The sequence below is a fragment of the Labrys sp. Lb11 genome (assembly GCF_057554225.1).
This window is the reverse complement of record NZ_BAAJOT010000009.1, coordinates 218221-241546: the sequence shown is the minus strand read 5'-3', so window position 1 is coordinate 241546 and position 23326 is coordinate 218221. Positions and strand designations below refer to the sequence as shown.

21 protein-coding genes are annotated in these 23326 nt (G+C 68.6%); 8 read left to right on the top strand and 13 right to left on the bottom strand.

Annotation, left to right across the window (positions count from 1 at the left end):
* The first annotated feature begins 197 nt into the window (after nt 1-197).
* Nucleotides 198-1889, top strand: coding sequence for a serine hydrolase (locus AC27L4_RS29945; protein WP_487146286.1), 1692 nt, complete (start codon nt 198-200; stop codon nt 1887-1889).
* Nucleotides 1890-1928: 39 nt separating this feature from the next.
* On the opposite strand, the gene AC27L4_RS29940 is transcribed toward AC27L4_RS29945, so the two are convergent.
* Both AC27L4_RS29940 and AC27L4_RS29935 read right to left on the bottom strand, forming a co-directional pair.
* Nucleotides 1929-2654: a DnaJ domain-containing protein gene (locus AC27L4_RS29940; protein WP_487146285.1), complete on the bottom strand. Its 726-nt coding sequence runs from the start codon at nt 2652-2654 to the stop codon at nt 1929-1931.
* The gene (locus AC27L4_RS29935; protein WP_487146284.1) at nt 2651-3370 is read right to left on the bottom strand and encodes a vWA domain-containing protein; all 720 of its coding nucleotides are present in this window, start codon (nt 3368-3370) and stop codon (nt 2651-2653) included. Before AC27L4_RS29935 ends, AC27L4_RS29940 begins: the two co-directional genes overlap by 4 nt.
* Nucleotides 3371-3609: 239 nt before the next feature.
* Between AC27L4_RS29935 and panC the strand changes: the two genes are divergently transcribed.
* Nucleotides 3610-4455 carry a pantoate--beta-alanine ligase gene (gene panC, locus AC27L4_RS29930; RefSeq protein WP_487146283.1) on the top strand — a complete coding sequence of 282 codons (846 nt, stop codon included), beginning with the start codon at nt 3610-3612 and terminating at the stop codon, nt 4453-4455.
* A gap of 39 nt (nt 4456-4494) precedes the next feature.
* Here the strand turns inward: panC and AC27L4_RS29925 are convergent, their stop codons facing one another.
* From AC27L4_RS29925 to AC27L4_RS29910, 4 genes are all read right to left on the bottom strand, one after another.
* Nucleotides 4495-4884, bottom strand: coding sequence for a hypothetical protein (locus tag AC27L4_RS29925; RefSeq protein ID WP_487146281.1), 390 nt, complete (start codon nt 4882-4884; stop codon nt 4495-4497).
* A gap of 71 nt (nt 4885-4955) precedes the next feature.
* On the bottom strand, nt 4956-5402 hold the full coding sequence (locus AC27L4_RS29920) for a DNA polymerase III subunit chi (RefSeq protein ID WP_487146280.1): 447 nt from the start codon (nt 5400-5402) through the stop codon (nt 4956-4958).
* Between the two features lie 5 nt (nt 5403-5407).
* Nucleotides 5408-6028: a glutathione S-transferase family protein gene (locus AC27L4_RS29915; protein ID WP_487146279.1), complete on the bottom strand. Its 621-nt coding sequence runs from the start codon at nt 6026-6028 to the stop codon at nt 5408-5410.
* A gap of 5 nt (nt 6029-6033) precedes the next feature.
* On the bottom strand, nt 6034-7533 hold the full coding sequence (locus AC27L4_RS29910) for a leucyl aminopeptidase (protein WP_487146278.1): 1500 nt from the start codon (nt 7531-7533) through the stop codon (nt 6034-6036).
* Nucleotides 7534-7779: 246 nt separating this feature from the next.
* On the opposite strand from AC27L4_RS29910, the gene lptF reads away from it, so the two are divergent.
* Genes lptF through rsmA form a run of 5 tightly spaced genes read left to right on the top strand, consistent with a single transcriptional unit; the run spans nt 7780 to nt 14274 of the window.
* Complete coding sequence (lptF, locus tag AC27L4_RS29905; protein WP_487146277.1) at nt 7780-8952, top strand: LPS export ABC transporter permease LptF; 1173 nt, start codon at nt 7780-7782, stop codon at nt 8950-8952.
* Nucleotides 8949-10037, top strand: coding sequence for an LPS export ABC transporter permease LptG (lptG, locus tag AC27L4_RS29900; RefSeq protein ID WP_487146276.1), 1089 nt, complete (start codon nt 8949-8951; stop codon nt 10035-10037). Before lptF ends, lptG begins: the two co-directional genes overlap by 4 nt.
* Entirely contained in the window at nt 10037-12430 is a 2394-nt protein-coding gene (locus AC27L4_RS29895; protein WP_487146274.1) for an LPS-assembly protein LptD, read from the top strand. The genes lptG and AC27L4_RS29895 overlap by 1 nt, the downstream gene beginning before the upstream one ends.
* 6 nt (nt 12431-12436) lie before the next feature.
* Nucleotides 12437-13429, top strand: coding sequence for a 4-hydroxythreonine-4-phosphate dehydrogenase PdxA (pdxA, locus tag AC27L4_RS29890; RefSeq protein ID WP_487146273.1), 993 nt, complete (start codon nt 12437-12439; stop codon nt 13427-13429).
* Nucleotides 13429-14274: a 16S rRNA (adenine(1518)-N(6)/adenine(1519)-N(6))-dimethyltransferase RsmA gene (gene rsmA, locus AC27L4_RS29885; RefSeq protein ID WP_487146272.1), complete on the top strand. Its 846-nt coding sequence runs from the start codon at nt 13429-13431 to the stop codon at nt 14272-14274. Before pdxA ends, rsmA begins: the two co-directional genes overlap by 1 nt.
* Before the next feature lie 4 nt (nt 14275-14278).
* Here rsmA and gmk read toward each other — a convergent pair whose 3' ends face one another.
* Nucleotides 14279-14959 (bottom strand): guanylate kinase, encoded by a 681-nt coding sequence (gene gmk, locus AC27L4_RS29880; protein WP_487146271.1) that lies wholly within the window; start codon nt 14957-14959, stop codon nt 14279-14281.
* Nucleotides 14956-15843: a YicC/YloC family endoribonuclease gene (locus tag AC27L4_RS29875; RefSeq protein WP_487146270.1), complete on the bottom strand. Its 888-nt coding sequence runs from the start codon at nt 15841-15843 to the stop codon at nt 14956-14958. Before AC27L4_RS29875 ends, gmk begins: the two co-directional genes overlap by 4 nt.
* Before the next feature lie 183 nt (nt 15844-16026).
* On the opposite strand from AC27L4_RS29875, the gene zwf reads away from it, so the two are divergent.
* Complete coding sequence (gene zwf / locus AC27L4_RS29870) at nt 16027-17490, top strand: glucose-6-phosphate dehydrogenase (protein WP_487146269.1); 1464 nt, start codon at nt 16027-16029, stop codon at nt 17488-17490.
* A 506-nt stretch (nt 17491-17996) separates the two neighbouring features.
* Here zwf and mltG read toward each other — a convergent pair.
* The 5 genes from mltG to fabD form a co-directional block, all read right to left on the bottom strand.
* Entirely contained in the window at nt 17997-19349 is a 1353-nt protein-coding gene (gene mltG, locus AC27L4_RS29865; protein ID WP_487146268.1) for an endolytic transglycosylase MltG, read from the bottom strand.
* A 154-nt stretch (nt 19350-19503) separates the two neighbouring features.
* Entirely contained in the window at nt 19504-20763 is a 1260-nt protein-coding gene (fabF, locus tag AC27L4_RS29860; protein ID WP_487146267.1) for a beta-ketoacyl-ACP synthase II, read from the bottom strand.
* Between the two features lie 69 nt (nt 20764-20832).
* Nucleotides 20833-21069: an acyl carrier protein gene (locus AC27L4_RS29855; RefSeq protein ID WP_307269346.1), complete on the bottom strand. Its 237-nt coding sequence runs from the start codon at nt 21067-21069 to the stop codon at nt 20833-20835.
* A gap of 360 nt (nt 21070-21429) precedes the next feature.
* Nucleotides 21430-22167 carry a 3-oxoacyl-[acyl-carrier-protein] reductase gene (fabG, locus tag AC27L4_RS29850; RefSeq protein ID WP_487146266.1) on the bottom strand — a complete coding sequence of 246 codons (738 nt, stop codon included), beginning with the start codon at nt 22165-22167 and terminating at the stop codon, nt 21430-21432.
* Between the two features lie 23 nt (nt 22168-22190).
* A complete protein-coding gene (fabD, locus tag AC27L4_RS29845; RefSeq protein WP_487146264.1) occupies nt 22191-23135 on the bottom strand; it encodes an ACP S-malonyltransferase in 945 nt (314 codons plus the stop codon).
* Nucleotides 23136-23326 lie beyond the last annotated feature (191 nt).

Here is a 23326-nt window from a genome sequence, read left to right as displayed (position 1 = left end):
ACCGCAGTTTAACCGATCCGTAACCGCGTCGGCCTAGCGTCGTTGACTGTGCTGTCCGGGTGACCGGAGAATCGAGTGTCAGGCCGCCGCCGACCCATTCGGCAAACTGCCCGACAGCGAAGGCCTGTCCTTCGTCGCTGAGTGATGTGTTGCGGACCGCAGGCAGAACGCCGGCGGAGAGTAAGTAGGGACGCGTGATGTTGTCAGGATGGATCAAGGGCGGTCTCAGCCGGGGCGCCACCATCGCGGTTGCTTGTGTCATCGCCGTCACGAGCGTGATTGCTTTCGATACGGATTCGGCCGAGGCGCGCAAGCGCCACACCACCAGGGTCCATGTCGCCAAGAAGCAGCGCCTGGCCGACCGTACCCGCCAGGCGCCACGCTCCGTCAACCTCACCGACAATCCGCGCTTTTCCTCGATCGTCGTCGACGTCAAGGCGGGCCGCACCCTGGCCGAGACCGATCCCGACGGCCTGCGCCACCCCGCTTCCGTCACCAAGGTGATGACCCTCTACATGCTGTTCGAGCAATTGCAGGCCGGCCGCCTGTCGCTCGACAGCCAGTTGCCGGTCTCGGCCCATGCCGCCGCGCAGGCGCCGACCAAGCTGGGCCTGCGCCCCGGCTCCACCATCAGTGTCGGCGATGCGATCCAGGGCATGGTGACCCGCTCGGCCAATGACGCGGCCGTGGTGGTGGCCGAGGCCCTCGGCGGCTCGGAGGAGAATTTCGCCGTCCTGATGACCCGCAAGGCCCGCTCGCTCGGCATGTCGCGCACGACCTATCACAACGCCTCGGGCCTGCCCGACCCCGGCCAGATCACGACGGCACGCGACCTCGCGACCCTGGGCGTCGCCATCCAGGACCGTTTCCCGAAATATTACCGCTTCTTCTCCACCCGCAGCTTCGTCTTCCGCGGCCAGGGCATCCCCAACCACAACCGCCTGCTCGGCAGCGTCGAAGGCGTCGACGGCATCAAGACCGGCTATACCCGGGCGAGCGGCTTCAATCTCCTGACCTCGATCAAGCGTGACGGCCGCCAGTTGATCGCGGTGGTGATGGGCGGGCGTTCCGGCGCCTCCCGCGACGCCACCATGCGCCAGCTGATCGCCTCCAACCTGCCCCGCGCCTATGCCGGCACCCGGCAGACCCAGCAGTTCTATGCCGCCGTCGAGCCGTCGCCCCTGCCCAAGCAGGTCGCCATGGCCGATCCGGCGACGCCGCCTCCGGCCCCCGCCAAGATCAGGCCGGCCGTGGTCGCCGAGACGCCGAAGGCCAAGGCGAATGCGCCCGTGGCCGCGCCGATGCAGCTGGCCTCGCTCGCCGACACGGTGCCCGCGCCCAAGCCGACCGCCATGCCGAAGCCCAGGCCGCTCGAGATCGCCCGCCCGGCCGTAGCCTCGACCGTCGAGACCGGTCCGGTGATGCGCTGGGTCCAGGGCCCGGCCCCCGTCGCCACCGCTCCCGCCACCCCCCCCGCTCGCACCAGCCAGCAGACCGGCTCCGAGCCGATCACCACCGCCACGGTGCGCACCACCACCTTCCGCGTCGACGACAAGGGCGACGCCATCGGCGAGCTGGCCGCGGCAGCGGCCGCGCCGGAACAGCCCGCTTCCCCGCCTGCCGCCGCCACCGCTCCGGCCCACACCGGCTGGATCATCCAGATCGGCGCCACCGAGAGCCAGGACGAGGCCCAGAAGCTCTTGACCAAGGCCCAGTCCACCGGCCACCGCACCCTCGCCGGCGCCGAGCCGTTCACCGAGACCGTGGAGAAGAAGGGCACGACCCTGTGGCGGGCCCGCTTCGCCGGCTTCAACGATCAGCGCCAGGCGCAGGCCGCCTGCGCCGCCCTCAAGTCGCGCGACTTCTCCTGCCTGCCCGTCCGCCTGTGACCGCCTGCCAAGTCCGTCTGTTGCGTAGCGTTGGAGTACTCAGTGATGGCCTCCGAGAAGAACATCCCTGGCCTCGTTCACCCGGGACGCCAGGTACGTCGACCCCCCTTGGTCGGGATGGAGTTTCTTCATGAGCGTCCGGTGCGCACGACGGATGTCGTCGGCGCTCGCCCCCGCCTCCACCCCAAGGACCTGATAAGCTTCCTCCTTGGTCATCGCGTCGCCGCGCCGCCCACCCTCGCGCGCCCCCGCTGCCGCGTCCTGCTGGAAGTGTTCACGCCATCCGGGCGCCCGGCGGTCGAGATAAGCTTCAAGGAGTGAGCGGCTGTCGGCATCGCCGGCCGCCTCGCGGTAGAGCGCCCCGAGTTCCTCCGGAGCCATGTCGTCGAGCCTGCGCCCGGCGAAACGGCCGGCGATCACCTGGCCGCGCAGGCTGGCGCTGTCGTGGTCGAGCTCCATGACGATCAGGCGCGAACGCACCGTCGTCGTGCGCCCCGGCGTCGGCCGCGCCCCGCCGCCGCCGAACTGGCCCAGCACGCCCTGCAAGCCCGGCATCCAGCCGGCTAGGCCCGCGCCGAAGACGAAGAGCGGAATGGCGAAGTCGATGCGTCCCCGCACCAGCAGCAGCGCGCCCGCCGCCATAGCCGCATAGCCGCCGAGCTTGCGCATCAGGCGCGACATGGCGCTGGGGCTGGCCTGGGTGAAGCTCTTGAGCATCCACAGCGCGCCGGCCAGGGCGACGATCCCGAGAAGAAGCCCGCTCATACGCCACCGATCTGCTGCAGGAGGAGTGTCGCGCCGGCGCCCTCGCGGGCCGACAGCTCCGCCAGCGCCTTGCGGCCACCGCTCGCATAGGCGGCGACGGCGCGCAACAGCGATGCCAGTTCGTTGGCGGCGGAAGCATCGAACCGGCACCAGGCGCCGCGGGTGATCCTGACGATCTCGCGCAACGCCGCCTCGGCGCCGGCGTCGCGGCCTTCCTGGAAAGCGAACACCGGCACGCCGAGCAAGGCCAGTTCCGCCGCCCCGGCACAGAGAGCATCCACCGGCTCCTCCACCGCATCGCCGACATAGACCAGGGCGCCGATGCGGTGCCGGCGCGCCTCGCCCGCCGCATGGGTCAGCACGCGCCCGATCTGGGTGTGGCCGCCGCGGCAGTCGATGCGCGCCATCATCGCCCCCAGGCGCTCGGGGTCCGAGGCCCAGCGCGAGGCCTTGCACTCACCAAGGCCGCGAAAATAGACCAGTTGCACATCCAGGCCGCCGACGCGGCCGGCCTCGCGGAACATCTCGCCCTGCAGGCGGCATGCCGTGTCCCAGGTGCGCTGGCGGCTCATCGTGGCATCGAGCGCGAAGATCAGACGCCCGCGCTCGCCGGCGGGCGGCATCGCCCGCACCTTGGCCAGGAAATCGGCCACGGCGGCGCTGTCCGACGGAGCGGGCGGCTCGGCAGGGGCTGGCTTGCGGGGCAGGTCGGGCATCGGCGATTCCTCCTCCCGATAGTTGGGTCTCGCGGCCGCCCGCGCAAGCGGCCGGGCGCTCGCCGGGATCCCGGCAAGGGCGGCAAGCCGCTCCACGTCGTCGCCCCCTGACCCGCAGGCGTGCCGTCGGAGGCGCGCCGGCGGACGCGAGCCGCCGAGATTCCGCTCGCAGGCGGCATCAATCGCCTGTCGCCCGGGACGGGCAGGCGCTATCTTGCAGTGCACCAGAGGAGTCGCCCATGGCCGTCACGATCGTGCGCACCGTCGCAGCCCTGCGCTCGGCCGTCGCGGACATGCGACGGAACGGAGGCGGCATCGGGCTGGTGCCGACCATGGGGGCGCTGCATGACGGCCATATCGCCCTGGTCGCCAAGGCCCGGCAGGAGGCCAGGAACAGCATCGTCTCGATCTTCGTCAATCCAACCCAGTTCGCCGCCAGCGAGGATCTCAGCCAGTATCCTCGCACCGAGGCTGCCGATCTCGCCCGCCTCGAAGCCGCCGACGCGGACATCGCTTTCATCCCGGCCCCGACGGAAATGTACCCTGCCGGCTTCGCCACCACGGTCTCGCTTGCCGGACCGGCCGTCGCCGGGCTCGAGGACCGCTTCCGCCCGACGCATTTCGCCGGCGTCGCCACGGTGGTCACCAAGCTGTTCGCACAGGCGCAGGCCGACATCGCCGTGTTCGGCGAGAAAGACTACCAGCAATTGATCGTCGTCACCCAGATGGCGCGCGACCTCGACATCCCGACCCGCGTCATCGGCCTGCCGACGGTTCGCGAAGCCGACGGCCTCGCCCTGTCCTCGCGCAACCGCTACCTCTCCGCAGAGGAACGGGCCGTCGCACCGGCGCTGCACCGGGTGCTGACGGCCTGCGCCCGCACCATTCGTGCCGGCGGCCATGCCGCGACGGCGCTCGCCGAGGGGCGCGAGGCGATCGAACGGGCCGGCTTTGCGCTGGACTATCTGGAGGCCCGGCATGCCGGCACGCTGGCCCCGCTGGCCGGCGACGGCCGGGAGCCGGTTCGCCTGCTCGTCGCCGCCCGTCTCGGCCGCACCCGACTGATCGACAATATCGGCGTCTGAGCCCCGCCCCGCCGACCTGAGGACCGGGCTCCGCGACGCCTATCGGATGATGCCGATCAGCCGGTCGTCGTCGAACTTGTAGACCGTGCGCACGCCGCCTTCGACATACCAGATCGCGTTGTGCGAACGGCCCTGCTGGTCGAGGCCGCCCACCACCCGGCTGGGCGTGCCCTTGATGCCGATGAGATCGCACTCGCTCATCCCCATGGCGATCGAGCCGCCGCGGCCGCCGCCGCAGCGCGAGGCGAAGGCGGCCGCCTCCGCATCCGGCTTGAAATCCGGGATCACGGTGCCGTCGCCCGCCTGGGCGAACTTGGAGTTCAACGGCGTGGCATCGGCCACGACGACCGGCCGGGGACGCTGCCCGGTCTGTTGGCAGGCGGCGAGCAGCAGGACCGCGGCGAGCGCGGCAGTCACGCGAGGAATCATGAGGATGTTCCGGGAATCGAAGCGCGAGGCGGGTAGCATGCCATGGTTAGCAAGACGTTGCCGAGCCCTGATCACGCCCGCTTTTCCCAGCCGCCCCTGTCGTTCTGCTGCCAATAGGTGGCTGTGAGGCCCTTGCCCTTCGCCACCTTCCAATGGGCGCGGGCCGTGGCAACCGCCTCCTCGTCATTGCCGTCGAACAGCACCACCAGCCGCTCATAGCTCTCCGCGTCATCCGGCAGCGGCGCTCCATCGACCAGGAAGCGCACGCTCGCCCCGTTCGGGTTGCCGGCATGGGTGACGAGGACGATCGGCTGCCCGGGACCGTCGTCGGCCTCGACCCCGTGCGGCAGGAAGCTCTCTTCGGCATAGGTCCAGAGCAGATCGTCGAGCATGCGCACCCGTTCGGCCGGCGCCTGGACGACACAGCGCCAGCCGCGATCGATCGAGCGCTCGAGCAGGCCGGGCAGCACCTTCTCGAGCGGCGCGTGCTGGAGGTGGTAGAACAGAGCGTCGGTCATCGGCCTCAACTCTGCGTCCCGGCCGAGCGGGTGGCAACCATTGCCGGCAGATCGCGAACCCCGTTCCACCAGGCGCGGAGCCCGGCCTGCTCATCGAGCAGGCGCGCGCCGGCCTCGACGCTGTCGAGCGCGGCCAGCACCGGCGCCAGGTAGCACCAGGCCAGGGACGGTTCCGCGGCAAGCCGGGCCACCGCGGCGAGGTCGCCGAGGGCCGCCAGCGCCCGGCGGGCGGCGGCCAGCGCCGCCGCGTCCGGGGTCGCTCCCCCGCGCCACCACAGCGGCACATAGATGCCCCAGACCAGGGCGGGATAGGCGTAGTTGTCGATCACCCGCATGATCTGGCGCATGCGCGCGGCCGCCAGGGGGTCTGCCGGCAGCAGCCGCGGCGCCGGCTGCAGCGCATCGAGATAATGGACGATCGCATCCGTCTCGTAGAGGCGGACGCCGTCGATCTCGATCGCCGGCATGCGGCCGAACGGATGGCGCACCACATAGTCAGCCGGCAACGACACCTTGTCGAAAACATCGGTTATGACAAGATCATAGCCGATGTTCTTCACCTCTAGCACGAGCCGAACCATGCGTACATAGACACTGTCCGGCGTGCCGAAGAGGACGACCTGCACGCCGGTCAGCTCTCATAGTGGTCTGCCACCAGACGGTCGAGCAGCCGCACCCCCCAGCCCGAGCCCCAGCTGCGGTTGGTCTCGCTCGCCGGCGAGCCCATGGCCGTGCCGGCGATGTCGAGATGCGCCCAGGGCGTGTCGTTGACGAAACGCTGCAGGAACTGGGCGGCGGTGATCGAGCCGCCATGCCGACCGCCCGTGTTCTTCATGTCGGCGAACTTGGAATCGATCATCTTGTCGTATTCCGGGCCGAGCGGCAGGCGCCAGACCCGTTCGCCGGTCCTGGTTCCGGCCTCGTGCAGCCGGGCCGAGAGTTCGTCATTGTTGGAGAACAAGCCGGCATATTCCTGGGCGAGCGCGACCAGGATGGCGCCGGTCAGCGTCGCCAGGTTCACCATGAACTTCGGCTTGAACCGATCCTGGATATACCAGAGCACGTCGGCGAGCACGAGGCGGCCTTCGGCATCGGTGTTGATGATCTCGATGGTCTGGCCGGACATCGAGGTGACGATGTCGCCCGGCCGCTGGGCGTTGCCGTCCGGCATGTTCTCCACCAGGCCGATGGCACCGATCGCATTGACCTTGGCCTTGCGGGCCGCCAGCGCGTGCATCAGGCCGACGACGCAGGCAGCCCCGCCCATGTCGCCCTTCATGTCCTCCATGCTGGCCGCCGGCTTGATCGAGATGCCGCCGGTGTCGAAGGTGACGCCCTTGCCGATGAACGCGATAGGCTGCTGGTCGGCATCCTTGGCGCCATTCCAGCGCATCACCACCAGGCGGCTGTCGTGCTCCGAGCCCTGGCCGACGCCGAGCAGCGCTCCCATGCCGAGCTTGCGCATCGCCTTGACGTCCAGGATCTCGACTTCGACATCGAGCTTTTCCAAGGCTTTGGCGCGATCGGCGAAAGTTTCGGGATAGAGCACGTTCGGCGGCTCGTTGACGAGGTCACGCGCCAGGACCACGCCGTCGGCGATGGCCTCGCGCCCCTTCAGCGCCTTCTTGGCCGCGCGCTCGTCGCCGACGGCGAGCGTCAGCGTCAGGGCGCCGGCTTCGGCGTCCGCATCCTTCTTCTTGGTCTTGTAGCGCTCGAAGCTGTAGGCCCTCAGGCGGGCGCCCAGGCCCATATCGGCGACCTTGCTCGGCTCCAGCGGGCCGGCGGGCAGCTCCAGCAGCACGCTGGCGGCGGTCGCGCCGGCGGGAATGCGGCCGGCGACATAGCCGCCGATCTTCACCCAGTCCGCCTTGGCGATGTCCTCGGCCTTGCCGAGCCCGACGACGATCAGCCGCGACACGGCCAGCCCGGCCGGCGCCACGATGTCGAGGGCCGACAGCGCCTTGCCCTTGAAGCTGTCCGCCGCCGCCGCCCGCTTCAGGAGATCGCCGGCTTCGGCGAGAAAGGCGGCGGTGGCTGGCCCGACCGACAGGCCCGCATCGGCGAAGATCACGCAGACGCCGCCGGAGGGAGCCGCGAGCGGGGCAAGGGAAAGCTTGAGATCGGAGGCCATGCTCTATGTCCAAGATCGGGGATGGGGCGGGATGCGAGGCCGCCCGTCCCGGCCCGGCGAGACGGGTCTGAACGGCCGGTGGGGTCTCGGCACCCCGGCGGACGGGGAAACGAACCGGGCGGGTGATCCGGCCGGCGGGCGGGCTTGGGGATTCTATAGCACGCCCGGCGGCAAAATCCGTCCGGACATAGAAACGCCTCGCCGCAACCGCAAGCCGTCGCTAGAACGGCCCGACAGGGAATTCGCATGCGTCTGATCGATCGCTACATCTTCCGGAATCTCGGCATCGCCTTCGTGGCCTGTCTCGTCGTGCTGACGGCCTTGATCTGGCTGACGCAGGCCTTGCGCGACTTCGACCTCATGACGGCCCAGGGCCAGTCCGTGCTGATCTTCCTGATCATCAGTTCCCTGGCCCTGCCCTCGCTCGTCGTCATCATCGCCCCGGTCGCCCTGTTCATCGCCATCGTCTGGCTCCTCAACCGCCTCAACGGCGATTCGGAGCTGGTGGTGATGAATGCGGCCGGCCTTTCCCCGGCACGCCTCACCCGGCCCTTCTGGATGCTGACCCTCCTGGTCGCGCTCGCCATCGCCGCCGCCACCGTGCTCGGCCAGCCGGCCAGCCTGCGCGAGCTGCGCTACTGGCTGACCCAGGTGCGCGCCGACCTCATCTCCAAGATCGTCCGGGAAGGACAGTTCACCACCGTGGCCGGCGGCATCACCTTCCACGTGCGCGAGCGGCGGCCGAACGGAGCGCTGCTCGGCATCTTCGTGCAGGACGCCCGCGCCAAGGACCAGACGCTGACCTACATTGCCGAACGCGGCCAGATCGTCGATTCGGGGGACAGCACCCTTCTGGTCCTGGACAAGGGCTCGGTGCAGCGCCAGCAGGCGGGCGAGGCCGCGGATGCGGCGATCGTCGTGTTCGAACGCTATGCCTTCGACCTGTCGCAGCTTGTCGACGAACAGGACGTCACGCATTATAAACCAAGGGAGCTCTATACGAGCGAGTTGTGGTCGCCGAAGGTGGACGATCCGCAGTATAAGGCGAATGCTGGCCGGTTCCGGGCAGAGCTGGTCGAGCGTTTTGTCGCTCCTTTGTACCCGGTGGCGTTCATGTTGGTGGCATTGGCGGCGTTAGGCCAAGCGAGGACCACGCGGCAGAGCCGCGGCAGCGCGCTCGCCATCGCCATCGTCGCCATCGCCGCGATCCGAATCGCCGGCTTCGCCGGTCAGACCTGGAGCACCCGCTCCCTCGCCGGCGCCGCCGCCACCTTCGCCGTGCCGGTGATCGCTTCGCTGATCAGCCTGGCGGTCATCATGGGCTGGGCGCATCCTCGCCTGCCGCCATCCTGGTCGCAATTCGGCGCCGACCTCCTGGCGCGGCTGCCGGGCGCCAGGCGGGCGAGCGCCGGGCCATGATCGGCCGCACCCTCGGCTTCTATATCGGCCGTCGCTTCGTCAAGGCGGTGCTGAGCGTCGTCGGCGTGCTGCTGGCCCTGATCTTCGTGCTCGACTTCGTCGAGACCATGCGCCGCGCCGCCGACATCAAGGGCGTGAGCGCCGCCACGATCGCCGCGATCTCGCTGTTCCGCACGCCCTCCGTCGCCGAGCAGACGCTGCCCTTCGCCGTGCTGTTCGGCGCGATGGCCTGCTTCATCGCCCTGTCGCGGCGGCTGGAGCTGGTGGTGGCGCGGGCGGCCGGCGTGTCCGTGTGGCAATTCCTGACGCCGCCGATCCTGGCGGCCGCGATCATGGGCATTCTCGTCGCCACCGGCTTCAACCCGCTCTCGGCCGACCTCAAGGCACGCTGCGATATCCTGGAAGCCAAGGTCTTCGGCGCCGGCAAGGCCAAGCTCGCCACCGGGACCGAGCGCTGGATTCGCCAGCGTTCGGTCGACGGCCAGGCTGTCATCCGCGCCTCATCGAGCATGGATGGCGGCCTGTCGCTGAGCGGCGTCACCATCTTCAACTTCGACCCCGAAGGGCGCTTCCAGGAACGGATCGAGGCGGAGACGGCGCGCCTGGAAAACGGCGCCTGGCAGTTGTCCAAGGTGCGGGTGCTCAAGCCCGAGACCCAGCCGACCACCTTCGACACCTATGTGCTGGCCACCAACCTGACGGCGGCCCAGGTGCAGCAGACCTTCACCTCGCCGGACACCGTGTCATTCTGGCGACTCCCGTCGGCAATCGCGCTGGCAACGGCGGCCGGCCTTGATGCCAACGAGTACCGTCTGCATTATCAGACCCTTCTCGCGCGTCCGGCGCTGTTGGTGGCGATGGTCCTGATCGCCGCCACGGTGTCGTTGCGGTTCGTACGGTTCGGTGGTCTCGGTTACATGGTCCTGGGTGGCGTCGGTGCAGGCTTCGTGCTTTATGTCGTCACGAAAATGGCTGAGGACCTTGGTGCCGCCGGCCTCGTCAACACCTCGGCCGCCGCGTGGAGCCCCGCGATTGTCAGTATGCTTATCGGTTTCACGGTGCTTTTGAATCAGGAGGACGGCTGATGAGCCTCATCGCCGCCCGCCCAATAAGGATGTCCGGCCTGCGCGCCGCCATGCTGGCGAGCGCGATGGCCTTGGCTTGCCTGCCCGCCAGCTTCGCCGTGGCGCAGACGGCCGTCACCTCTCCTCTCGTCCAGCAGCGCGACCCCAACGCCAACATGGTGGTGAAGGCGCGCGAGATGATCTACGACAACGACCGCAACACCGTCACCGCGGTCGGCGACGTGCAGATCTATTACGACGGCCGCGCCATGCAGTCGGACCGGGTGGTCTACGACCGCAAGACCAGCCGGGTGAAAGCCTATGGCAACGTCGTCATCACGGAGACGGACGGCACGGTCACGCGCGCCGAGTCCTTCGATCTCACCGACGATTTCGGCAACGGCTTCGTCAACGCCCTGCGCGTGGTGACCGCCGACCAGACCTATCTTGCCGCCTCCCGCGCCGAGCGGACGGCGGGCAACTACACGGTGTTCCAGAACGGCGTCTACACCGCCTGCGTGCCATGTGCGGAGCAGCCGGAGAAGCCGCCGCTCTGGCAGATCAAGGCGGTGCGCATCATCCACGACCAGAAGGAGAAGATGATCTATTTCGAGGATGCTCGCTTCGAGTTCCTCGGCATCCCGATCGCCTATCTCCCCTACATGTCGAACCCGGACCCGACGGTGAAGCGCAAGTCCGGCTTCCTCGCCCCGAGCTATCTCTATTCGTCGGACCTCGGCATCGGCCTGAGGGCGCCTTACTTCTTCGCGCTCGCGCCGAACTACGACCTGACGATCACCCCGGGCGTCACCACCCGCCAGGGCCCGTTCCTGGAAGCGGAGTGGCGCCATCGCCTGATCACCGGCTCCTACTCCATCCGCGCAGCCGGCGTGTTCCAGATGGATCCGGGAGCCTTTGGCGAGGGCACTCCAGGCGACCGCGAGTTCCGCGGCGCAGTCAGCTCCGTCGGCGAGTTCTGGCTGAACGAGCGCTGGAAATGGGGCTGGAACCTCACCGCCCTGTCGGACCGCAGGTTCCTCAACGACTACAGTGTCGACCTGTACAATCAGCCCCGCGAGATCACCTCGACGGTCTACCTGACCGGCCAGGGCGACAAGTCGTGGTTCGACGCCCGTCTCTACTACTTCATCGGCCTTTCCGACGTCGACGTGCAGCAGCAGTTGCCGATCGTCCACCCGGTGATCGACTACGATTACATCGTCGACCACCCCGTCCTCGGCGGCGAACTCGGCTGGAACGTCAACTTCACCAGCCTGACCCGCACCGAGGCGGATTTCCAGGACATCCTCAATGGCAACAACGCCAACTGCGACGGCAACGCGCTGACGACGACACGCCAGAACTGCGTCCAGCAGGGTATCGACGGCACCTATTCGCGCGCGTCGGCCAACCTCTACTGGAAGCGCACCTTCACCGACCCGATCGGCCAGCGCTGGACGCCGTTCGCCTATATCCGCGGCGATCTCGGCTGGACGGAGCTGGATACCGCTCCGGGCGACGTGCAGTTCGTCGACGCCAGCCAGGCCTTCGCCGCCCGGGTGGTGCCGGCCATCGGCCTGGAGTACCGCTATCCCTTCGTCGCCCAGATGAGTTGGGGCTCGCAGGTGATCGAGCCGATCGCGCAGGTGATCCTGCGGCCGAAAATGGCCCAGACCGGCCAGTTCCCGAACGAGGATGCGCAAAGCCTCGTCTTTGACGACACCAACCTGTTCGAGTGGGACAAGTTCTCCGGCTATGACCGGCTGGAGGACGGCTCGCGCGTCAATGCCGGCATGCAGTACACGCTGACCACCAATGGCGGCGCCTATTTCAACGCCATGTTCGGACAATCCTATTCCTTCGGCGGCACCAATCCCTATACGACCGGTGACATGGCCAATATCGGCCTGGAGTCCGGCCTCGACACCAATGCCTCCGACTATGTCGCGCGGGTGCAGCTGCAGCCGACCAACAACTTCGCCGTCACCAGCAGCGCCCGCTTCGACCAGAGCGACTGGTCGGTGGAGCGCATGGAAATCAGCGCCATCGGCTCGATCGGCAATGTCCGCGCCGACATCGCCTATGGCCGCTTCGACGCCCAGCCTCTGCTCGGCCTCGACAAGCGCGAAGGCGTCCGCGGCCGTGCCGCCGTCCGGGTCGGAGAGCACTGGCTGGCCACGGCCGGCGCGGTCTACGACATCGACGACCAGCGCTTCGCCTCGCGCTTCGTCGGGTTGTCCTATCTCGACGAGTGCATCGCGCTCGGCCTGGTCTTCGCCAGCTCCTACGACGACACCAACAAGCAGACCGACACCTCGGTCAAGCTGCAGCTCAGCCTGCGCGGCCTGACCGAAGGCGGCACGCCCAAGGAGTTCGCCGACAAGGTGATGGACACAGGCTTCCCGAAATACTGACCGATTATGACGAAGCTCCCTATCGCCGTCTCCATGGGCGAGCCGGCCGGCATCGGGCCGGAGCTTGCCGCCATGGCCTGGCGGCAGGCGGAGGGCCGCGCGCCGTTCTACGTCCTCGCCGATCCCGTGCTGATGCGCGAGCGCATCCGGATGGCCGGCCTCGACCTGCCGGTCGAGGAGACCGAGGAGGCGCAGGCTGCCGCCGTGTTCGGACGTGCCTTGCCCGTCGTCCCGCTGCGCAACCCCGCCCCGGCCGAGCCGGGCCGCCCGGACGTGGCGAGCGCCGCCGCGGTGGTCGAGGCGATCGACCGCGGCGTGGCGGCCGTGCATGACGGCCGGGCACGCGCCCTGGTCACCGCGCCGATCATGAAGGACGTGCTCTACCGCGCCGGCTTCTCCCATCCCGGCCACACCGAATATCTCGGCGAACTTGCCCGCCGCCATTGGGGCGCCGCCGTCGAGCCGGTGATGATGATCTGGTCCGAGATCGTCGCGGTGGTGCCGGTCACCATCCATATCCCGCTCGCGGCCGTGCCGGCAGCCCTGACCGAGGACCTGATCGTGCGCACGGGCGAGACGGTGGCGCGAGACCTCAGGCGGCGCTTCGGCGTGGCTGCGCCGCGGCTCGCCGTCACCGGCCTCAATCCTCATGCCGGTGAAGGCGGCGCGCTCGGCGAGGAGGACGGTCGCATCGTCGCGCCGGCGGTCGAGAGGCTTCGGCGCGCCGGCATCGACGCACGCGGACCCCTGCCGGCCGACACCCTGTTCCACGCCCGGGCACGGGCGGGCTATGATGCGGCGCTGTGCATGTATCACGACCAGGCGCTGGCCCCGGCCAAGGCGCTGGCCTTCGACGAAGCCGTGAATGTCACGCTCGGCCTGCCCTTCGTGCGCACCTCGCCCGATCACGGCACCGCCTTCGACCTCGCCGGCACGGGCCGCGCCGATCCCAGGAGCTTCCTCGCCAGCCTGGCGCTCGCCGACCGGCTCAGCCGCTGATGACCCAGATCGACGACCTGCCGCCGCTGCGCGACGTCATCACCCGCCACGAATTGATGGCGAAGAAGTCGCTCGGCCAGAATTTCCTGCTCGACCTCAATCTCACCGCCCGAATCGCCCGGGCCGGCGGCGACCTCGACGGGGTCGTCGCGGTCGAGATCGGTCCCGGTCCGGGCGGCCTGACGCGGGCCCTGCTCGCCTGCGGCGCCCGGTGCGTCATCGCTATCGAGCGCGATGAGCGCTGCCTCCCGGCTCTGGCCGAGATCGCCGCCCGCTATCCCGGCCGCCTTGCCGTCCATGCCGCCGACGCTCTCGAGGCCGACTGGCCGAGCCTGCTTGCCGATGTGGAGGGACCGGTCCGCCTGGTCGCCAACCTGCCCTACAACATCGCCACGCCGCTGCTGGTCGCCTGGCTCAAGACCGAGCCCTGGCCGCCCTGGTTCGACAGCATGACGCTGATGTTCCAGAAGGAGGTGGCCGAGCGCATCGTCGCCGGCGCCGGGGACGACGCCTATGGCCGGCTCGGTGTCATCGCGGGCTGGCGGACCGAGGCGCAGCTCGTGTTCGACGTGCCGCCCACCGCCTTCGTGCCGCAGCCGAAGGTGACATCGACGGTGGTGCATCTGCGCCCGCGCCCGGAGCCGCTGCCCTGCCGGGCCGCCGATCTCGAGCGGGTCACCCAGGCCGCCTTCGGCCAGCGCCGCAAGATGCTGCGCCAGAGCCTCAAGGGCCTGAGGCCCGATGCCGCCGCCTGGGTCGAGGCCTGCGGGCTGCGGCCGGAAATGCGGGCGGAAGAGGTGCCGGTCGAAGGGTTCGTCCGGCTCGCCAACTCACTCGGCGGCTGACGCCTCAGGGCATCGCCATGGCATCGAGATCCGCCTTGAGCGTCTCGATAAGTTCTACGACCCTCGCCTTCTCGGCACGCTTCTGGCGCTCGGCCTCGAGAATAGCCTTCAACCGGCCGAGCGTCGCGTCGAGGTCCGTATTGACCAGGACATAGTCGTACTTCGTCCAATGTCCGATCTCGACGCGGGCATTCTGCAGGCGATGGGCGATGTCCTCGGCCGTGTTTTCGGCCCGTCGCTCCAGCCGCGCCTTGAGCTCGGCCGCCGAGGGCGGCAGCACGAACACCGACACGATGTCCGGTCGCATGCGCTCGTAGATCTGAACCGTGCCCTGCCAGTCGATGTCGAACAGCACGTCGCGTCCGGCCGCGAGCGCCGCTTCGACCGGGGCGACGGGCGTGCCGTAGAAATTCCCGACCACCTTCGCCGACTCCAGCAGTTCTCCCCGCTCGCGCATGGTCTCGAATTCGCTGGCGCTCACGAAATGATAGTGGACGCGGTTCACTTCGCTCGGCCGTCTCGCCCGGGTGGTCACCGAGACCGACAGGTCAATGTTCTTGTCCGCCGCCAGGAGCAGGCGCGTCAGCGTGGTCTTGCCCGCCCCGGAGGGCGAGGACACGATCAGCATGAGGCCGCGGCGCGGCGGCGCCGGCGCGGCGGCGGTTTCGGTTCGAAGGTCGGTCATTCGATATTCTGCACTTGCTCACGAAACTGTTCGACCACGGCCTTGAGCGACAGACCCGTGGCCGTGAGGCTGACATCGTTCGCCTTGGAACAGAGCGTGTTGACCTCGCGGTTGAACTCCTGCGACAGGAAGTCGAGGCGTCGGCCGATCGCCCCGCCCTTGGTCAGGAGCTCGCGGGCGGCGGCGATGTGGGCGTGCAGCCGGTCGAGCTCCTCGCGGATATCGGCCCTGGCGGCGAGGAGGAGGGCTTCCTGGTGCAGGCGGTCCGGGTCGAGCGCCGGCGCCGCATCGGTCAGGGCCTTGATCTGCTGGACCAGCTTGTCGCGAATCGCAGCGGGCTGGCGGGCCGGGTTGGCCTCCGCCTCCCGGGTCAGCGCCTCGATCTCGTCCACCCGCGCATGCAGCACGCGGGCCAGCGCCTCGCCCTCGGCCAGGCGCATGGCGGCGCAGGCCTTCAGGGCCGCCTGCAGGCCGGCGAGCACATCGGCCTGCAGCGCGCTGCGCTCGGCCTCCGTCTCTTCCGGCTCGTCGGTCTCGAGCACGCCCTTGATGGCGAACAGGCCGTCGAGGCGCGGTGCGGCGGCATCGACCCGCTTGGAGGCCTGCAGCATCGCCTCGAGCACGGCGTCGAGCACGGCCTGGTTGACGCGAACCGCGGTCGCGGTCGCCTCGCGCTTGACCGTGAGGCCGATCTGGCAGGAGCCGCGCGCGAAGGTGGCGGACGCAGCGGCCCGGGCCGGCGCATCGACGGCGTCGAGCCCCGGCGGCAGGCGCAGGCGGATATCGAGGCCCTTGCCGTTGACGGTCTTGACCTCCCATGACCAGCGGCTCAGCCCGCTGGCGCCATCGGCCCGTGCGAACCCGGTCATGCTCGTTACGGCCATGGGGTACTCGTCGACTGGAGAAACGGAAGGGCTGGACCATAGTGGGCCGCGATGCCGGGCTCAAGCCGCCGCCGCGGATTTCGAGGATGTCTCCGGGACCACATCACGGTACCCACTGGTGTCGTCGTCATTTGTCGTGGAATATCGGATGGAAGCTGCGTCGGATCGGGAATGGAGGCGTCGGTGCCGAAGAACTCTGCAAGTGTGGGTCCGCGCCATCCCCAGGTCGTGGTCCTCGTCGGCGCCACGGGCGACCTGTCACGGCGCAAGCTGCTGCCCGGGCTGTTCCATCTGTGCCGGACCGGCTTCATCCCGGCCTGCCGCATCATCGGCGTGTCCCTCGACGAGATCGACGCCGACGCCTTCCGGGCCATTGCGCGCGGGGCGCTCGACCAGTTTGCCAGCGTCAAGCCGAGCGAGGCGGACTGGACCGCGTTCGCCGACACCCTGGACTATGTGTCGCTGTCCGCCGGCGCCCCCGCCCTCAGATCCGCGGTGGAGAAGGCCGAGCAGTCGCTCGGCGCTGAAAGCCGCCGCATTCACTATCTCAGCGTACCGCCCAGCGCGGCCCTGTCGGCGGCGCGGCTGCTGGCCGAGGCGGATCTCGTCAGCCGCTGCCGCATCATCATGGAGAAGCCGTTCGGCGTCGATCTGGCGAGCGCGAAAGCCCTCAACGCCGAGCTGCACAAGATCTTCGCCGAGGAGCAGATCTTCCGCATCGACCACTTCCTCGGCAAGGAAGCGGCGCAGAACATCCTCGCCTTCCGCTTTGCCAACGGATTGTTCGAGCCGATCTGGAACCGCAACTTCATCGACCATGTCCAGATCGACGTGCCGGAGACCCTGGGTCTCGGCAAGCGGGCCGGCTTCTACGAGCAGACCGGCGCCTATCGCGACATGGTCGTGACGCACCTGTTCCAGATCCTCGGGTTCACGGCGATGGAGGCTCCGACGGCCCTGGAGGCCGGACCGATCAGCGAGGAGAAGAACAAGGTCTTCCGCAGTATGCTGCCGATCGACCCCAAGGACGTCGTCCGCGGCCAGTATACCGGCTACCGTTCGGAGGAAGGCGTCGACCCCGCCTCCGAGACCGAGACCTTCATCGCCCTCAAATGCACGATCGACAATTGGCGCTGGGCCGGTGTGCCGTTCTTCCTGCGCACCGGCAAGAGACTGGCCGAGGGCCAGCGCATCATCTCCATTGCCTTCCGCGAGCCACCCAAGAGCATGTTCCCGGCCGGCTCCGGCGTCGGCGCGCAAGGTCCCGACCATCTGACCTTCGACCTTGCCGATGCCTCGAAGATGTCCCTGTCGTTCTACGGCAAGCGTCCAGGGCCTGGCATGCTGCTGGACAAGCAGAGCCTCCAGTTCGCCATGAACGACACCGGCCTGATCGGCGAGGTGCTGGAAGCCTATGAACGCCTGATCCTCGATGCGATGCGGGGCGACCGCACGCTCTTCACCACCGCCGAGGGCATCGAGCGCCTGTGGGAATTGTCGACGCCGCTCCTGGACAATCCTCCGCCGGTCCGCCTCTACCCGCCGGACTCATGGGGCCCGAAGTCGATCCACCAGCTCATCGCTCCCCATGCCTGGCGGCTGCCCTTCGAGCGGGCGTGGCGCGCTCCGAATCCGTCGGCGCAGTAAGGCTGCGGAACAGGGAAGGACGCGAAAACCTTCTCCGCTACGCGGAGAGGGTTTTTCACGCTTCCTGGATCGCCCACTACCCCTTCGCCAAGCAGGGCTGGGCTCCATAGACGCTGAGATAAGGCCGGACCATGTAGGCCCGGGGAAAGGCGATGCCCTCCCAGTCGCCATGGCCGGTCTTGATCCGGCCATCCACGCGCCCACCAACGAAACAGAATCGGGTGACGACAGCCGCCAATCGTCGTGTTTCCTAGAGCAAAGCGCGTTTTGGTGGAAACGCGCTTTGCTCCAACTCCTTGTTTCGACGCGTCTTTGCGACTTGACGCGATTCCGTCAAATCGCAAAACGCTCTAACGAGATCGCATGCGATCTCGCGGCGAAATCGAGTTCGATTTCACTCGGGGGTGGCCGGATCAACCCGGCCATGACACCCCTGAGCGAGTGAGACCATTTCCCGACGATCGCTTGTCTTAGCGTCTATGGGGCTGAGTCCCGGCCAATCCCCCTCAGAGCTTCGGGATGTTCTGCGGCGAGTTGAGGTCGAAGGTCTTGTTCAAGAGCGGGTCTTTCTTGGTGTTCTCCACCGGGTCGGTGAAGGTGCGCTGCCTCTTGCCGTTCTGGGCCGGCAGATCCTGCGGCGCATTGGCGACCTCGGCGTTCGGATCGGCGGCGGGAGCCGGAGCCGCCGTGGCGGGGGCGGCGGTGGCAGGCGCCGCCGGCGGCGGCACGGGCGCGTTGGCCTGCTGCTCGATCTGGCGCCAGCGCGAGACGTTGCGATTGTGCTCGTCCAGCGTGGCGGCGAAGGCATGGCCGCCCGTGCCGTCGGCGACGAAATAGAGATCCTTGGTGACCGAGGGATTGGCCACGGCCTCCATGGCGGCACGGCCGGGATTGCCGATCGGCCCGGGCGGCAGGCCGTTGTTGGTGTAGGTGTTGTAGGCGGTCGACTGGTCGAGGTCCGACCGGGTGATCGAACGGTCGAGCTTGCCCTTGCCGCCGACGATCCCGTAGATCACCGTCGGATCGGACTGCAGCCGCATGTTCTTCTGCAGGCGGTTGATGAACACGCTGGCGACCCGCGACCGCTCGTCGGCCTGCGCCGTCTCCTTCTCGACGATCGAGGCCAGCGTCACCAGCTCATGCGGGCTCTTCAGCGGCAGGTTGGGCGAACGCTGCTTCCAGATCTCGTCGAGGACGCGCTTCTGCTCCGCTTCCATCCGGGCCAGCAGCTGGGCGCGCGTGGTGCCGCGCTGGAACTTGTAGGTGTCGGGCAACACCGTCCCCTCGGTCGGCGCCGCCGGGGTGTCGCCGACCAGCACGTCGTCCTGCGACAGCCGCTCGACGATCATCTGGCTGGTCAGGCCCTCGGGAATAGTGACGGCGTGCTCGATGCCCTTGCCCTCGGTCAGGATGTCGACGACGACGCGCATGGAGACGCCAGGCCTGAACAGGTACTCGCCTGCCTTGAGCCCGCTGGCCGTGCCCACGGCGCGCGTGGCCGCGGCGAAGAACAGCGGGCTGTCGATCACGCCCGCCTTGTCGAGAGCATCGGCGATGTCGGTCGTGCTGGCGCCGCGCGCAATCAGCACCGTCCGTTCCTCCTTCAGCGGGCCGGGAGCATTCATGGCGCGCATGCCGAAGAACAGCGCGCCGCCGCCCAGGATCACCACCAGGAACAGCAGGGAAATGACGGAATGGCCGAACACGATCCAGGGGTTGCGTGCGCGTGCCGAGCGCGAGGGCGGCGGCGGCACGCTTTCGGGCTCGATGGCGGCGCGCGCGCTGCGCGGCGCCGACCGGCTGCCGAAGGACGGGCGGGACGATCCACCAGGGAATCCGCCGTCGCGGTCATCAGCCATTTGGACCTCGCATCACTTCACTCGGAGGGCCCGGCATGATCGCCGAATATGGCGAAAGTCCGTTCCCGCCGGACCGCGGCATCCCGGCTCCTCCGATCCTGCCGCTGCGGCGGACGCCCGGGCGCAGCCCCGGCCGCCCTACGAATCGCGCCGCCTACGCCACCCGGCGCAGCACGAGCGACGCGTTGGTGCCGCCGAAGCCGAACGAGTTCGAGAGCACCGTGTCGATCTTGCGCGGCTTGGCGACGAGCGGCACCAGGTCGACCGGGGTTTCCACCTCCGGATTCTCCAGGTTGATCGTCGGCGGCGCGATCTGGTCGCGGATGGCCAGGATCGAGAAGATCGCCTCGATCGCGCCGGCCGCGCCGAGCAGATGGCCTGTGGCGGACTTGGTCGACGACATCGACAGGCCCGCCGCCGCATTGCCCATCACCCGCTCCACCGCGCCGAGCTCGATGGTATCGGCCATGGTCGAGGTGCCGTGCGCGTTGACGTAATCGATATCGGCTACGGAAATGCCCGCCCGCTTGATCGCCATCTGCATGCAGCGATAGGCGCCGTCGCCGTCCTCGGACGGGGCGGTTATGTGGTAGGCGTCGCCCGAGAGCCCGTAGCCGATGACCTCGGCATAGATCTTGGCGCCGCGCGCCTTGGCGTGCTCATACGCCTCCAGCACGACGCAGCCGGCCCCCTCGCCCATGACGAAGCCGTCACGGTCCTTGTCGTAGGGGCGCGAGGCCCGCGTGGGATCGTCGTTGTAGGCCGTGGACAGGGCCCGGCAGGCCGCGAAGCCCGCGAGCGCCAGCCGACAGACCGGTGATTCCGTGCCGCCCGCCACCATGACGTCGGCGTCGCCGAACTGGATCAGCCGCGCCGCATCGCCGATCGCATGCGCGCCGGTCGAGCAGGCGGTGACCACCGCATGGTTGGGGCCCTTGAGCCCATGGCGGATCGAGACCTGGCCGCCGGCGAGGTTGATCAGGCGGCCCGGGATGAAGAAGGGCGAGATGCGCCGGGGGCCCTTGTCGCGCAAGGTGATCGCGGCCTCGTCGATGCCCTGCAGGCCGCCGATGCCCGAGCCGATCAGCACGCCGGTCATGACCTGGTCGTCATAGCTCTTCGGATGCCAGCCGGCGTCGTCGAGCGCCTGGGTGGCGGCAGCCATGGCATAGACGATGAAGTCATCGACCTTGCGCTGCTCCTTCGGCTCCATCCACTGGTCGGGATTGTAGGTGCCGTTGGTGCCGTCGCCCGGCGGCAGCAGGCCGGCGATCCTGGCCGCCAGATCATCGACCTCGAAGCGGCCGATCCGGACGATGCCGCTCTTGCCGGCAAGGATGTTCGACCACGTCGATGCGACATCGCCGCCGAGCGGCGTGACCATGCCCAGACCGGTAACGACAACGCGCCTCATAAAACCTCCTGCGGCCGGGGAAGCGGCAAGCTCCCCGGCTCCTGCGTCCTGCAATGCCGACTGACGCTCTTAGGCGGTGGCCTTGGTGAGGAACTTCACGGCATCCCCGACCGTCAGGATCGTCTCCGCAGCGTCATCCGGGATTTCGCAGCTGAACTCTTCCTCGAACGCCATGACCAACTCGACGGTGTCGAGGGAGTCCGCGCCGAGATCGTCGATGAAGCTCGCATTCTCCGTCACCTTGTCGGCATCGACGCCGAGATGCTCCACCACGATCTTCTTCACGCGCTCCGCGATATCGCTCATCGTTCTTTCCTTGATGCACTGAATGCCTGACGGCGCCGACACCGTCTGTGTGTCAGAGCGGCATCGACATGGTTTATTCGCCGGCTCCCGTCTGTCGACAAGCATTCCAGCGTCGTGCCGGAAGAAACATGATTCCCCCCGGATGTTGTCATCGGCTTTCCGCCGGCCTGCTCCGTGTCGCACCCGCGGCGCGAAACCGGAGAACCGGCAAAGAACCGAATATTCGCAATGATCCGGGCGCGACCTTGTCTGGCCTTGAAGCCCGGAGACCCCACTTGAGCGGTGCTTAACACACTTCTCCGGCCATTGCCAACAGAGCCGCGAAGCCCGCGGCAGGGTTCGGCAACGTCGATAAATCCTTCAAATCATTGCCATTCCGCCATTGACGTGCAGGGTCTGTCCGGTGACGTAGGCCGCTTCGTCGGAGCTCAGATACACGGCCGCAGCCGCGATTTCCTCCACCTGGCCGAGCCGGCCCGCCGGGACCGCGCCGAGGATCGATTCCTTCTGCTTGTCGTTGAGGACGTCGGTCATCGCCGTCCGGATGAAGCCGGGGGCGATGCAGTTGACCGTGATGCCGCGGCTGGCGACTTCCGCGGCGAGCGATTTCGACATGCCGATCATGCCCGCCTTGGAGGCGGCATAGTTGGCCTGCCCGGCATTGCCGGTCACGCCGACCACCGAGGTGATGCCGACGATGCGTCCCGACCGGCGCTTCATCATGCCCTTGATCGCCGCACGGGCGAGGTGGAAGCCTGCCGTCAGGTTCACGGCGAGCACCTGATCCCACTCCTCGTCCTTCATGCGCAGGAAGAGATTGTCCCGGGTCACGCCGGCATTGTTCACCAGGATGTCCAGCCGGCCCATCGCGGCCTCCGCTGCCGGCACCAGAGCGTCCACCTCGGCCCTGTCGCCGAGATTGCACGGCAGCACATGCACCCGCGATCCCAGCCCGCCGGCGAGCTCCTCGAGCACGGCGGCGCGCGTGCCGGACAGCGTCACCGTCGCGCCCTGCCCGTGCAGGGCCGAGGCGATCGCGGCGCCGATGCCCCCGGTTGCGCCGGTGACGAGCGCAGACTTGCCTGTCAGGTCGAACATGCGGTTCCTCCCTCGATTCCCGTTCAGCCCTGCGCCGCCTTGAAGGCCGCCACGTCCTCCGGCGTGCCGACGGCCACGCCCTCGACGCCGGCGACGATGCGCTTGACCAGCCCGGTCAGCACCTTGCCCGAGCCGACCTCGTAGAGGCGGGTGACGCCACCCTGCGCCATGAACGCCACGCTCTCGCGCCAGCGCACCGTGCCGGTCACCTGCTCGACCAGCCGCGCCCGGATCTCCGCCGGATCGGTGATCGGCCGGGCCAGCACGTTGGCGACCAGCGGCACGGCCGGAGCCTCGACCGCCACCTCGCCCAGCGCCTCGGCCATGACCTCGGCCGCCGGCTGCATCAGCGCGCAATGGAAGGGGGCGGACACCGGCAGCAGGATCGCCCGCTTGGCCCCGCGGGCCTTGGCGATCTCCAGCGCCCGCTCGACCGCCGCCCTGGAGCCGGACACCACGACCTGGCCGGGCGCATTGTCGTTGGCGGCCTGGCAGACATCGCCCTGGGCCGCCTCGGCCGCGACCGCAGCGGCCTGTTCGAAGTCGAGGCCGAGCAGCGCCGCCATGGCGCCGGTGCCCACCGGCGTCGCCGCCTGCATGGCGCGGCCGCGGATGCGCAGCAGGCGCGCCGTGTCGCCGATCGTCAGCGCCCCGGCCGCCGCCAGGGCCGAATATTCGCCGAGGGAATGGCCGGCCACGAAAGCCGCCCGCGTGCGCAGATCGAGCCCCGCCTCGGCCTGCAGCACCCGGAATGCCGCGAGCGACACCGCCATCAGGGCGGGCTGGGCGTTCTCGGTCAGCGTAAGATCCGCTTCCGGTCCCTCCCACATCACTGCGGTCAGGGCCTGCCCCAGGGCCGCGTCGACCTCGTCGAACACGGCCCGCGCCACCGGAAAGGCCTCCGCGAGGGCCTTGCCCATGCCGACGGCCTGGCTGCCCTGTCCGGGAAAGGTGAAAGCAACGCTCATCGCGATCCTGCCTCGTGACATCGTCGGCCGACGATGCCCAGGCATCCGGCCGTTGAACAACGCATGACGCTCCCCCGGTTCCGCCACGGATCGGAAGACCGCGACGAAGGGAGAGCGGGACGGGAGCCGCCCTGCGCAGCTCCCGGGATGGGAACGGGCGCGTTGAGACAACGCTCCGCCTGCGAAGTCAA